The sequence below is a fragment of the Paenibacillus sp. FSL H7-0331 genome, from assembly GCF_001956045.1.
Map to the genome: position 1 here is coordinate 307,652 of NZ_MRTH01000006.1, position 12,371 is coordinate 320,022.

General features: G+C 43.8%; 13 protein-coding genes. 3 read left to right on the forward strand and 10 right to left on the reverse strand.

The features are described from left to right. Positions 1-107 precede the first annotated feature (107 nt). Genes BK127_RS11725 through BK127_RS11735 form a run of 3 tightly spaced genes read right to left on the reverse strand, consistent with a single transcriptional unit; the run spans position 108 to position 3,771 of the window. Positions 108-1,331 carry a Ger(x)C family spore germination protein gene (locus BK127_RS11725; RefSeq protein ID WP_083689237.1) on the reverse strand — a complete coding sequence of 408 codons (1,224 nt, stop codon included), beginning with the start codon at positions 1,329-1,331 and terminating at the stop codon, positions 108-110. Continuing rightward, on the reverse strand, positions 1,256-2,689 hold the full coding sequence (locus tag BK127_RS11730; protein WP_076230227.1) for a spore germination protein: 1,434 nt from the start codon (positions 2,687-2,689) through the stop codon (positions 1,256-1,258). The genes BK127_RS11725 and BK127_RS11730 overlap by 76 nt, the downstream gene beginning before the upstream one ends. Beyond that, positions 2,686-3,771, reverse strand: coding sequence for an endospore germination permease (locus BK127_RS11735; protein WP_076230228.1), 1,086 nt, complete (start codon positions 3,769-3,771; stop codon positions 2,686-2,688). Before BK127_RS11735 ends, BK127_RS11730 begins: the two co-directional genes overlap by 4 nt. A 257-nt stretch (positions 3,772-4,028) precedes the next feature. On the opposite strand from BK127_RS11735, the gene BK127_RS11740 reads away from it, so the two are divergent. Both BK127_RS11740 and BK127_RS11745 read left to right on the forward strand, forming a co-directional pair. Then, positions 4,029-4,502, forward strand: coding sequence for a hypothetical protein (locus BK127_RS11740; RefSeq protein ID WP_076230229.1), 474 nt, complete (start codon positions 4,029-4,031; stop codon positions 4,500-4,502). Between the two features lie 164 nt (positions 4,503-4,666). Then, positions 4,667-5,080, forward strand: a complete 414-nt coding sequence (locus BK127_RS11745) for a Fur family transcriptional regulator (protein WP_144026440.1) — start codon at positions 4,667-4,669, stop codon at positions 5,078-5,080. A gap of 33 nt (positions 5,081-5,113) precedes the next feature. Here BK127_RS11745 and BK127_RS11750 read toward each other — a convergent pair whose 3' ends face one another. The 7 genes from BK127_RS11750 to BK127_RS11780 all read right to left on the reverse strand — a co-directional run bounded on the left by BK127_RS11750 (position 5,114) and on the right by BK127_RS11780 (position 10,195). Beyond that, on the reverse strand, positions 5,114-5,362 hold the full coding sequence (locus BK127_RS11750) for a type B 50S ribosomal protein L31 (protein ID WP_076230231.1): 249 nt from the start codon (positions 5,360-5,362) through the stop codon (positions 5,114-5,116). Positions 5,363-5,373: 11 nt separating this feature from the next. After that, on the reverse strand, positions 5,374-5,472 hold the full coding sequence (locus BK127_RS11755; protein ID WP_083689249.1) for a hypothetical protein: 99 nt from the start codon (positions 5,470-5,472) through the stop codon (positions 5,374-5,376). Between the two features lie 164 nt (positions 5,473-5,636). Next, complete coding sequence (locus BK127_RS11760) at positions 5,637-6,833, reverse strand: Ger(x)C family spore germination protein (RefSeq protein ID WP_083689238.1); 1,197 nt, start codon at positions 6,831-6,833, stop codon at positions 5,637-5,639. Next, positions 6,830-8,341, reverse strand: coding sequence for a spore germination protein (locus BK127_RS11765; RefSeq protein WP_256711265.1), 1,512 nt, complete (start codon positions 8,339-8,341; stop codon positions 6,830-6,832). The genes BK127_RS11760 and BK127_RS11765 overlap by 4 nt, the downstream gene beginning before the upstream one ends. 20 nt (positions 8,342-8,361) lie before the next feature. Then, positions 8,362-9,465, reverse strand: a complete 1,104-nt coding sequence (locus BK127_RS11770; RefSeq protein ID WP_076230234.1) for a GerAB/ArcD/ProY family transporter — start codon at positions 9,463-9,465, stop codon at positions 8,362-8,364. A 17-nt stretch (positions 9,466-9,482) separates the two neighbouring features. Next, positions 9,483-9,725, reverse strand: a complete 243-nt coding sequence (locus BK127_RS11775) for a hypothetical protein (RefSeq protein ID WP_076230235.1) — start codon at positions 9,723-9,725, stop codon at positions 9,483-9,485. A 248-nt stretch (positions 9,726-9,973) separates the two neighbouring features. Continuing rightward, positions 9,974-10,195, reverse strand: coding sequence for a hypothetical protein (locus BK127_RS11780; RefSeq protein WP_076230236.1), 222 nt, complete (start codon positions 10,193-10,195; stop codon positions 9,974-9,976). Positions 10,196-10,344: 149 nt separating this feature from the next. Between BK127_RS11780 and BK127_RS11785 the strand changes: the two genes are divergently transcribed. After that, entirely contained in the window at positions 10,345-12,303 is a 1,959-nt protein-coding gene (locus BK127_RS11785) for a methyl-accepting chemotaxis protein (protein ID WP_179097448.1), read from the forward strand. Positions 12,304-12,371 lie beyond the last annotated feature (68 nt).

Genomic DNA, 12,371 nt, shown 5'->3' on the forward strand with positions numbered 1-12,371 from the left:
GAATTCTTAAAAGGGAGAAACTGCATGCACAAGATGAACATGCTACACTAAAGGAAAAGCACAGAGAAGGTATTGACATGTTCTGACACATTGAACATTATATATGCTCATATTCGAAATTGATATTTTCCGGAGTTATTGATACGCAATTGGACATCCACGGAATTTAGTGAATCTCTGTATAAAGGAAACGACTCCTTTCCAAAAAAATGTTTCCAATGAGCAGGATCCTCCAATAATAATCCATAACCGAGTTGATAGATATCTGCTTTGAGGCCTATCCCTTCCTTATAAGTATCATAGATTTCCTTCTTAATCTGTTTTATCGCTAGTTCCTTAAGCTGTTTTTCGCTAATGGATTGCGCCAACTCATTTAAAGTTCCTGAGAGTTTGACCTGAACTTGAAAGGTAAGTTTACCTTCTTGAATGTGGTGTTCAATCTTAACCTTCGGTTTACGTATCACGATGGTTGCAATGATTTTATTTTCATTGTCGGTGATGGAAACAGGTGTACGAATTGTTTTTGGATTAACCCATCGAAGACCGCTCAATTTCTCTTTAGTTAATTTTCCCCGTATATTCCCATGATCAATGATCATGCAGCCATCGATTTCCAACAGTTCATGATTTTTAAGATTTTCCTTCCATGTTTCTTTATTAATTGAAAGTGAAGGTAATAAGGTCGTTCTACCTAGTTCATTATAATTAGCGATAAACCGATGAAATTGAATAGGAGTGATATGAGAACTTTGCTTGTAAGTTTCCATAGGTGCGTTAAGAATCGAAGAGATCGGTGATTCATTGAAGAAAGGCGTAACACTTAATAGTTTATCCATCTGATCCTGCGTAGTATAAACCCATTTCGTGTAACGTATTTCATGGTATCTATTCGTTAAATCAAACACAACCTCAGGACCTTGTTTAAGTACCGCTTCGCTATAGATGATAGAGCTAATATGTGCGAAGAACATATGTTGTTGGGAGGTATGGTAGAGTTTGTCTATCGCATCATTAATGGAAATGCCACTCGTCCTACTGACCCAAACGCTCGCTTTTTGGCTTGGCTTGCCGCCTTCTTGCTTCGCCACGCTCGTGAAATCCAACATTACAGCGTAAACCACATATTCCCCCTTCACATAATCGATACCTAAAGTCTTCACATAGTTAATGTCTTGTACTTCTTTTGCATCCCAACATCCTGTTAATGTCCATAGGATTGCTATCATAACAATAGTTTGAAAAACTCGTGTTCGCTTCATAGCTTTTTGTGTCCTGTTCTTGTTGAGTCTTGTGTGTTTAAGGTTGCAGGGCGCCTCCATATCCGCCTCCATGATGTCGAGAATACACCTCTCCAAAAATCTCGCATGGAAAACGGTGACAAAGGAGACAAGTAAGCGAGTCCAAAAGACTTCAATGTCGTCAAATGTAAGATCACGTAAATGCCAGATAAAATAAATCCATACATGCCCAACAGGGAGGAGATGCAAAAGATTAAGAAACGAAGATAACTGACAGCTCCCGCAAGCGCTTGATTGGATAGCGTGGATGTTGCCACCGATGTGAGAGCGGCTACGACAATTAAAGATGGCGAGATTAAGGCAGCGCGAATAGCTGCATCACCAATGACAATACCGCCTACCACAGCCAGCGTTTGACCGACTGCCCGCGGCAACCTCATGCCGGCCTCACGAAATAATTCCAATATACACATCATGAGAAACAATTCCATCCCAGCAGGTAAAGGAAGCCCGATGCGGGTTTGAGTGATAGTCGCTAATAGAGGAAAAGGGAGTTGATCTTGATTAAATACGGTTAAGGAAATCCAAAATCCTGGTAATAACAAGGAAATGAGTATACCGATGATTCTTAACATGCTACCTACTCCTGCAATCCAAGCTGGAAAGTGAGCGTCCTCCGCACTTTTTAGTAAGAGAAATAAATTCACCGGAGCGACAATAACCGTTGGCATTCCCTCTATAACGAGAACAAATCGCCCGCGTGATAAGCAATCGACGACGAAATCTGGGCGTCCGGAGTTAAGGACTAAAGGGAAAATGGTGAACTGTGGCTCCTTAATATACTCTTCAAGCTGGCCACCGCTAACCAAAGAATCCACGTCAATTTTATCTAAACGGGTTCGAATGCCCTCAATAAATGCAGGGTTAATTACATCATGCAGATAAAGAAGTCCGACCTTTGTCGCACTGCGTTTACCTATAGTATATTGTTTCAAAACGAGTGATTCCGTACGAAGACGATTCCGGATGAGGGCTAGATTCATCCCGAAATCTTCGACAAAGCCATCTCGTGGTCCTCGTATAGAAACGTCTAATGATGATTCTTCAGGAGTACGCTTAGGTACATTTGCTAAATTAACAGTAAATATAATATTTTCCATTTCTGAAAAGAGAAACAATTGTCCCGAGAAAATAGCTTTTGATACATCCGCTGCAGTGACAGGTTGCAAATAGGGTTCCATTTTCAATGGAATACTCGAGAATAAATGAATCGATGTGATCTTATCAAGAACAGGCATAAGAATTTTATTGATTTGTTGGAGATCGCAGAGGTTCTCGCAATACATGATCAGGACCGACGAGAGATCATTCGCAAGAAAATGCCGACTGATTACGACGTCTGGGCACTGATTGAACCATTCTCTGAGTTTTGACTCGTTCCAATCGTTCATACCCTCGCGCCTACTTTCTTTTTAATAGTCCATGAAAGTATCCAAACGATAATGGAAACCCCAATCAAGACAAACACATTTATAGGTAGACAATAGGTTGTCAGAAAATAAATAAAAGCTGAATCCGATAATGGGATTAAGGTAAAAACACACATAGCACTCGCCGAGATCATTAACAAGTTCGTCTTATGTACATTCATTAATTTAGAAAGAACATCGGCAATTAACCATAACGACAACGAAATGCGCACAAATGCCCCTGCAAGCCACTGGTAAATGGAGAGAAAATCCAAATGCTCGATAAATCGACTAACTTGGACGAGTCTCCATTGTTCAAATGCTGGATATCGTTGTTTGGCCGCTTCGACCGTTCCAAATTCGGCGATTGAACCCATGAATGGCCCAATGGTTAGGCACGCTAAAATCAAAAGGAGGAGAATCAGCACACGATAATTTAATTTTCCTGAGATACGGTGCTGCAATAAAACAATGAGAAACAATTCACTTAAACCGCTTGCGGCGAATATGATCCCTCTAAGGACAGGACGAAACCCGTTAAATAAAATCGGTCTTAACAGCTTGTAATCCTTATGCGGCATATTCCCTGACATTACAAAGAAACCAAAAAGAACAACAAACGGCAATAAAATACCGGATGTTAAAGCTAATGCTTTTAAGCCGGAATTAGCTGCTGTCAAGCAAAGAAAAAGTAACGTCAAAATGACGATGAAGGAAGGCGTATTGGGCAAATAGGTTATTTGTGTCCAGGTAGCCGTTTCTTTTAACGTAGTGGCTCCTATTCCATACACGACAATGAGTAAGGGAAACAGGACTACCCAAGCCCAACCTTTCAAATGGCTATAAACCCAAGTAACAAATGAAACCCCATTCATCTTATGTATCGTATGACGAAGTAAGGGTAGCCACAACAAAAAACAGGCAAATGCCAAACAAACTGAAATCCATCCATCTTTTCCAGCGATGTTCAGTAGAATAGGAATAATCGTCACATGATTCAACAAACCTGATGAGAGCATGAAAATCATGACAAGTTGAAGCAGTGAGATGTTTTTGCTATTCATTGAATGACTTCCTTATCACAAAAAAAGATATCCATATTATGTGCTATAGTGATAAAGATATGCATGGTATAGAATCCATACGCAGTAGTTTCCTCGATCTGCTGTTCCACAAACTTCAGTTGCTCTTGAAACGCCAGTAGAAAGGTCAATAAGTATTTGCTGGAACGTGGGCAGAAAATAGGTGAAGTAGACAGTTGAAATATTGTACACTTGTTAGTGAATCAGGTTGAGTTTTGTGATGCAGATGGGGGAATAAGATGACAACCGTGAATACGGACAATCAGGAAGAGCTGGTATGCACCCAGCAAACACGAGAGCAATGGAAACGCAGAGAGCGGGAGTTGATCGCGTGGGTGGATCGTGATAAGCAGGTGCGGATACCTAAGCAAACCCTTCCTCTCGGTCAATTGGATATCATAGTGGATGCCGAGCTGCATGGAGCATTGACCCTGCTCAAGCAGCTGCATATACAGACAGAATTTTCATGTGCAGGAGTCAGCATCCTGGATGACCCGGAAAATCATTCACTATATGCTTACATTACCTTGCTGGCTTCTGAACAGACGGACCGATTTATTCAGCTCGCTGTACAGCAGATGAAGCATCGCTTGCTGGTCACGTATGAGCCTGCTCGCTGCCGCTACGATCTATCTTCGTTTTATATCGGTCACAATCGTTCCTTTTGCTTGCTGATGGAGCATTGTGCTCAGAGGCTCTTACACAATCCTTAACCTGCTAATTTACGATCTTGCACTGAAAAACTTGGCGATTCGGTCATTTTTTGATAAAGTGATAATATATGCATGTGATCATGTGTCACCAATGACTTCGCAAAGCTTGCAGAGATCAGAAAGGATTGTGAAGAGCAGTGTCAGAAAGCCATAATGTGCAGGATATGCTGGCAGTCATGTCGAGAAATGGCTGGAGAATTACAGATCAGCGTAGAACAATGGCGCAGATTTTTGCCAATCAGGATGGATATTTATCTCCAAAAGATGTTTATGATCAAATGACTGTTAAATACCCAAGCGTAAGCTTTGATACCGTTTATCGTAATCTTCGTATGTTAAGTGAAATGGGTGTTCTGGAGCAATTTTATTTTATGGATGGGGGTCTGAAATTCAAGGGCAGCTGTCTTTCTCATCATCATCACCATTTAATCTGTGTGAACTGTGAGAAAACCTTGACCTTCGATTATTGTCCTATGGAACAGCAGATGGTGCTTCCTGGAAAGTATAAAATATTAAACCACCGGTTTGAGGTTTATGGAATATGCGAGGAATGCCAAAATAATCCACCTACAACATAAAAGCCGAGCATTATGCTCGGCTTTTTTCTGTGCTTATTTCTTGTTGCCGTATCTCTGGTTGAAGCGGTCCACACGGCCGCCGATTTCGGCATTACGCTGCTTGCCCGTGTAGAAAGGGTGAGAAGCGGAGCTTGTTTCTACACGGATTACCGGGTAGCTGCTGCCATCCTCCCATTCCATGGTTTCATTAGAGCTTTTCGTTGAGCCTGTCAAAAACTTGTAGCCGCTGCTGACATCAAGAATAATAACCTCTTGATATTTGGGGTGTATGCCTTCTCTCATTTCTCAACATCCTATCTCTCATTTATTAGGCAGCTGGATTTCCAGCTTGCTTTATATACTCCAGGGATTTGACCATTAAGGGCCAGCTCCCGGAAGGTAATTCTCGACAGTAGCCGTTATAATTCTTTAACTACCTTTGACTTTTTTGCCACTTAATATACATTATCCTTTATTTTAATTGTAATAATTACATTTATAATAATTATATCTGATAGCTACTCCCAAAGTCAATAAGGGGCCCTGTGACATCTTGGCTAATTCAATACCTTCATTGTTATTTTTGATTTGTTGAGAAGGGCTTTCCGGCATTTACTCCTGAATTCAATAGATGTACATGAGTTTCGATGGAAAATGTACTATCGGCAAAATGCTGCTGCCAGTCAGGCTCCAACTTCTTCCAGAGATCGCGATGCCAGCGATGAAGCAAGGTTCCAATACCGATAATATCGGCTTTCTCTTTCTGCAGAAGGATCATCATGTCATTAAGCTGTTTGTTAAGCAATTGCTCAACACGTGTCGTAAAGCGATTGATATCCGTTTCATTCAAGGTCTGGGAGCAGCTGAGCTCACCCACGTTTCCTTCAACATCGAGAATGATGTTAAGAAATAATTCCTGATCCCGTAAACTGGGTTTAATCTGTGTGTGCAGCTTGCTGATTTGAAAAGAATCGTTGCTTAAGAAGTCATCGTCCTTGCTCTTTTTACATGGAAGGTTAAGAAACCCGCCTTTGTAATTATTCATCAGCATGAGTAAAAAGGGGGTTTTATCACTGGAAATGAAGCCGCTCATTGTCCCCTTAGGGAAATTAATAATAGCCATACCTGTGACCGTTGCGACCTCCTGTGTATCTTTAGTCTTGTTAACGTAGGGAATCACGGTTGTTGAGGAAGGTCCATTGGCTACTATGCTGAGGTCAGTAAGGGTGACCTCCATGGTTTTGCCGGATTGATCATGAGCGAGCTGTTCTATCGATTTTAGCTGCTGCCCTATGGTACTTTCAATTAACGGTTTCATCGATAAATAAGAGCTTGCTGGTCCATGTGTAATCATGATAGCCGTTGTTCCACGGGGCTCATGGGATCGTGTGAAGAAGTCGAGCAGTTCACCAATATTGCGATGTGCAGCGATCTCCTCGCTTATGAGCAGTACCCGCATATGACTCCATTGCAGCTTTCTTCCCAGATCGTTGGTTGCATCGCGTGAAGCTCCAAAGACAGTTGGATTTTCACTGATGATATCGACAAAGCTTGCTCCTCTAGTAGTTTCCATACTTGGAGTACTGGAACCGCCCGGCTTGTAGATTTGCGAAGTTAAGCGGATTTGACCACCTTCTGTTTGGTCAATTGCTGCCGCTTGGACGAAACCCCAGTCGGTGAGCTCAAGCTGATTCCAGCAAGCAGACAAAGTGAATGCACATATGGATAGCCATAGGGCTATGAAAAGCGATCTCAGTAGAACCCTCTCCTTCAGGAAATGCGATCACGATGTCCACGCCGATGAATTCGTCGGTTTCGGGGAGAACGCAAAAAGTATTGGAGTGGGACGCGAATGAACACATCCCGCAAATCCCGGATTTTAAGTGGTGCAAATGAAGACAGATAGGGCTGACCCAAGGCCTGTAGGCAAGTTAAGTGCAGAAGGGTTAGCAAAGCTATAGCCATAAAGCCAAAGCCTCCCAAAAGGGCAGCAGCGATCATGAACGGGAAACGTAATACTCGGATGGCAATGGCAATATCGTAATGAGGAATTGCAAAGGACGCAATCCCGGTCAGGGCAACGACAATAACCATGATGGGTGAAGCAATCTTAGCCATGATCGCAGCTTGTCCGATGACGAGAGCACCCACAATACTGACTGCCGATCCAACAGGTCGCGGGAGACGGATTCCAGCTTCACGAAGCAGCTCGAACAAGAACTCCATAATTAAGGCCTCCACAAAAGCAGCAAAAGGTATGCCTTCTCGAGTGTCCAGGATGGCTAGTAGAAGTACGGTGGGAATGAGCTCGGGATGAAAGGTAGACAGAGCAATATAGATGCTCGGCAAGGTAAGTGCTACCGTAAAAGCGATCAAGCGAAGTAAACGGATAAATGACGCGAACACCGTCCTGACATAGTAATCCTCCCCGGTTCCAAGAAATTCAACGAACAAAGCGGGACAAATCAGGATCATAGGGGAGTTCTCAACCATCACGATGATTTTGCCATCCAGTAAGGCAGCCGCAGCCGAATCGGTCCTTTCCGTATAACGAACCTGAGGGAAGGGGGAATAGTGCGAATCCTCAATCCAATCCTCAATATATGAGGTCTCGAGCACCTCGTATTGTTCGATCCCCTTAATCCGGTTACGAAACTCTGTCAGTACCTCGGGGTTGACAACGTGCTTCAAATACCCAAAAGCGATTTTGGTTTTCATTTCACTGCTGGCTGTGAAAAACTCGATTTTAAACTGAGGATTTTTGATTCGCTGCCGAAGCATCCCCAGATTCGTTTCCATATTCTCGACGGTGCCTTCACGGGGGCCATGGACGACAGGTTCATTAACAGGCTCGGTTACCAACCTTGTAGCAGGACCATCTGTTGGGTAGCCAATGGCTTGATCCCATTCATCCAAAAAGATAACTATATATCCTTCCAGTATATAATCATAAACTGCATCCAAGGTAGTAATAAGACAGAACGGTTGTGTAGAGCCGCCGTGATTACCCAAATAATCGCTGATCAGCTTCGGAGTAATGGGTGCGGAAATCCCGGTTTGATGATGGATCATTTCCAGGAGCGTGTGCATGATGAAATGATTTTTATTCATATTCACAAGCGAGCTGCAATATACGGTCAGCGCTTCGTGCTGCTGATCAGCTCCATAGGTCCATGCTTCGAAATGGATGTCCTGACAATTGGATAGTTCGTGCTCCATACGTGCTTGATTATCGGCCAATCGGCTACAGATTTGCTGCAGAGGTGGTTTTGTTATGGTCACATCCAAGACTCCCATCCTCGTTATTTGGTCATATTCTTTAACCAGGTTATGAATGTAAATAGAAATATGAGACTGCATCCAACCGCTACTACCGTAAAAGGCCAAATCACATAAACCTGCTGTTCAAAATCTGCTGGATTATTAAACAGGGTCAGTGACAGCAGAATACAAATCAGAGTGATCGGGTAGATCAGAGCCTGTTCATTCGGCAGACGAAATAGCTGAACGATGATTTGATTCAAGACGATCAGTAGTACGGTTGCTTTCATATAAGAGCCCAGAATCAAGGCGATGGCAATCACTGCTTCACTACGCTGAAAAATTTCAGGAACCTGAATTTCACTCGCCAGGCGGTACAGGGAGTAATTGTAAGTTGCAGCTGCAGCTCCAAAAGCCATCGTTGTGCACAAGGTAGACAGGATCAACACGACAGCGGTATAAGTAAATGCGGTGTAAAGCTTGGCAATTGCTGCTGGAGCATCCTTGCGATTGACGAATGGAAGGATCATGGAAAACAGAGCCACTTCACCAAAGGGAAATCCGCCTGCTATGAAAAAACCATGAAGTACCGGTTTAAACCCGTTATCCAACAAAGGTAGCAGCCGTTCAGGATCATACAAGGGAATAGCGATGATAAGAACAGCGAACGAAAAGATGACTAACAGCGCAACCAAGAGAACAAACATCCTCGCAGTGACTTGGATGCCAGCACGTGCTGTTAAAGAGGCTATGATCAAACTGATCGAATTGAACACATAAGGCGGTGTCTTGTCCATCATAACAGTGGTCAAAAAATTACCGATTCCAGTATCAATGGCCCCAATAGCAAAGAACAGCATGCCGATCAGTGGAAGCGCAATAACAACTGTCATCGCATTACCAATTAATCGTCGGCTGTAGCCGATGAGACTGATTCCGTCATGCTTGTTATATAAGTACAGGACGCAGGTTAGAACAACAATTCCTAACCCATAAGCAAGTAATAAGGATATCCACGCATCATTGCCTGCTGCTACTGTGAGCGGATTTGGAATATAAACGATTGCGGAACCGACCGTAACGACAAACAACAGTGTTGCAAGCTGTGTCGGTGATATTGAAGATAGGGGCAGCTTCTCTCTCATATACCATCACCTTTTCTTTAGCGACTTACATCCAGATAGTTGACGATTTTCTTGGCAGGTCCCCCATAGAGAGTATTCAGAACATCTTCAAAACCGGGTCCAGACACTAATGTTGAAAAAAGCAAGGACAGGTAAATGGAAGAAAGCAAGCATAAGACATAAAGGATTGTTGATTTACGGTCCAATCGCTTGTAATTATGCCAATCTCCAAGGATCAGTAGGGCAAACAACAATACGACTATGCATATTTTCTCCAGCATGTTTGGAAGCCTCCAATCACGATTGGAAATATCTCCTATAGCATTCCTTTTCAGTTGAATCCTTATACTACATGATAAAATTCTCGAAATTGTTGGGAAAATATAACAGATGTAGAGGTTCCAACGAGTTATTTTACAACGCAAATAAGTCCGCAGCTATGGGGATTCGGCTGCGGACTTATTCATGAATGCAGATACAATGTGGGGTGATAGCAAAGAAATAGAATAGGCTAGCCAAGAGAGGCTCATCAATCCTTAATCCCGGGCAATTGGGTCTCAATTTCCCGAACAAGCGCCCCATACATATCCTTTAGCATCGTAATTGTGATCAGCTCCGGGGTGTTCATGATTTCTTCCTGTGAGTGTGATTTAAGAACGCCTTCCAGGCCAATGTAATTAAATTTGAGATCCTTGTAGGTTTGATCCATTTTTTCCAGTACGACGCCAATCAGAGTAGAATAGTGTTCCATTTGCTGACCACCTTGTTTCATATTTAAAAGTACTCAATGATTATGGGGACAATTGTAACTTGATGAGGGATCGTCGTCAACCAGGCGCCACGCCTCACTTACCTGCACGATTGAATTTGTCATCCATCAAGTACAAAATTATAATTCCCATGATGGTTATCTTGGCTTTGGTGTCAGCAGGTACAGCTTGGGTCACTTACCGCTCCACGGAATCGAGTCTTCAGCAAAAAGGGGTCACTACCCTGATAACAGCAAAAATCGGTATTGAAAATGCTTTAATTGCACGAAAAGCGGCGGAAGACGTGATGGAGACGGAAATGAAGGGACAAGCCGTGCTGGCCTCTTATGTAATCGATAAGGGAATGCCTTCCTTCGCTCAGATCGGTGAGCTGGCCAAACGCTCAGGTATTGATGAGATCTGGATAACGAATGACAAGGGGCAGGTGCTGCTAACGAACAACGGTCCGAATGTAGATTTCAACTTTGGAGCAGATCCGAAGAGTCAGGCCTATGAATTCATGGATTTGACTAACGGAAAAAAAAGCTTTGTCGCACAGGCGGCCCAGCCGCGAACGATTGATCCCAAGGTGTACAAATATATTGGCGTGAGTGGATGGAGTACGCCACGGATTGTTCAGGTGGGGCGGGATGGTGCCAAGCTCATAGAGCTTGAAGGCCGAATTGGTGCGGCACCTGTATTGGCTGAGCTTAAGAAGAGCCTCGGTGACGATGTGCTTTTTGCAGGTGTTACGGATATGACGGGCAAGCTGCTGTTTGCTACGGATAACAACATGACGAACCTGGATGCGCAATTGATTCCAATGATTAGTCAAGCAGCCACAGGTACAGCTTCGACTTCACATCATTATGGAGGACAGTCAGCCAACTATTACCTTGCTTCGCTATCGGATGGACATACATTGGTTCTGGCGCTTTCCAAGCAGGTTCTTGTTCAAAATTTGTATACGACGATCATCTCCACCCTGATTGGCATTGTGTTAGCATCCGCGCTTCTATTCTTGATCGTAGATCGGCAGACCAAGCGATTGAAGCTGCTGGAGGAAGCTATGACTTCCATTGCAGATGGAGACGGTGACCTTACCAAGCGTCTTCCTGTTCGAACCAAGGACGAGATTGGACGCTTATCCAGTGCTGCCAATCGCTTTATCGGAAAAATTCATCTCATCATTCAGGATGTTAATCAAGCTTCCAGCCTCAGCCAGAAGGACTCTGATCAGATTCTTGAGGAGACGGGGAGCGCCAAAATGATCGCTGCAGAAATTAATATCGCTGTGCATGAGATCGCAACGGCTGCCTCCAGACAGGCTGAGTCGGTTGAGGAGGGCATGAATGGCGTACAGGAGCTTGCCGGTCGGATTGACAGCTCCAAAGCAAGAACGCTGGAGCTATACGCATATAACACCCGCATTAAGGACCGTCAAGAAAAAGGGATGGTATCGCTTGGGCATTTGTTGGATTCGATCCGCGATAATGTTACTACAGCCAAGGATATGGAGTCGAGCATGAGCAAGCTGATGCAAGATATTGATGCAGTAGGGGAGATGGCTACATCCATTCATGGTATTTCCCAGCAGACGAATCTGCTTGCCCTGAACGCAGGTATTGAAGCTTCACGCGCTGGTGAGCATGGACGAGGTTTTATGGTGGTCGCTAAGGAGGTGCGTAAGCTGTCCGATCAGGCGGGTAAATCCGCTGAGATCCAGACCCTGATCGGTAATGTAATCGATTCTGCCGATCGGACCTCTTATGCCGTAGGACAATCGCTTCAAATTGTCGGTGCTCAGGAGGAACAGGTGCAGTCTTCATCAGAGGCTTTCGATGCTATTCGCGAATCGATGACTCAAGTTCATTCGCTTACAGAGCAGATGGCGGCAGAAATGGATGGTTTAAGCGCACGGAAAAACGATCTGCTGCAATTTATCGAGCTTTCCTCCGCAAGCACTCAGGAGACAGCTGCAAGCTTAGAGGAAATGCTGGCAAATGTGGAATCACAGGCAGCTATATTTACAAACGTATACGATAAGGCAGTCGAATTGCAAAATCGAATGAATCAGCTTAACGAAGCCGTTCATCGCTTTAAGGTGTAGCGGATTCTCCGGTTCTTACGCCAAAAGCGCCTGCATATTCATACTAACTGAACATGCAGGCGCTGTAG

Bases quoted from the DNA above. Each gene is read 5' to 3' on its own strand.
- BK127_RS11775 (WP_076230235.1), bottom strand. From the start codon at position 9,725: ATGCTGGAGAAAATATGCATAGTCGTATTGTTGTTTGCCCTACTGATC.
- BK127_RS11785 (WP_179097448.1), top strand. From the start codon at position 10,345: ATGATGGTTATCTTGGCTTTGGTGTCAGCAGGTACAGCTTGGGTCACT.
- BK127_RS11730 (WP_076230227.1), bottom strand. From the start codon at position 2,689: ATGAACGATTGGAACGAGTCAAAACTCAGAGAATGGTTCAATCAGTGC.
- BK127_RS11780 (WP_076230236.1), bottom strand. From the start codon at position 10,195: ATGGAACACTATTCTACTCTGATTGGCGTCGTACTGGAAAAAATGGAT.
- BK127_RS11725 (WP_083689237.1), bottom strand. From the start codon at position 1,331: ATGGAGGCGGATATGGAGGCGCCCTGCAACCTTAAACACACAAGACTC.
- BK127_RS11740 (WP_076230229.1), top strand. From the start codon at position 4,029: ATGACAACCGTGAATACGGACAATCAGGAAGAGCTGGTATGCACCCAG.
- BK127_RS11745 (WP_144026440.1), top strand. From the start codon at position 4,667: ATGCTGGCAGTCATGTCGAGAAATGGCTGGAGAATTACAGATCAGCGT.
- BK127_RS11735 (WP_076230228.1), bottom strand. From the start codon at position 3,771: ATGAATAGCAAAAACATCTCACTGCTTCAACTTGTCATGATTTTCATG.
- BK127_RS11750 (WP_076230231.1), bottom strand. From the start codon at position 5,362: ATGAGAGAAGGCATACACCCCAAATATCAAGAGGTTATTATTCTTGAT.
- BK127_RS11770 (WP_076230234.1), bottom strand. From the start codon at position 9,465: ATGAGAGAGAAGCTGCCCCTATCTTCAATATCACCGACACAGCTTGCA.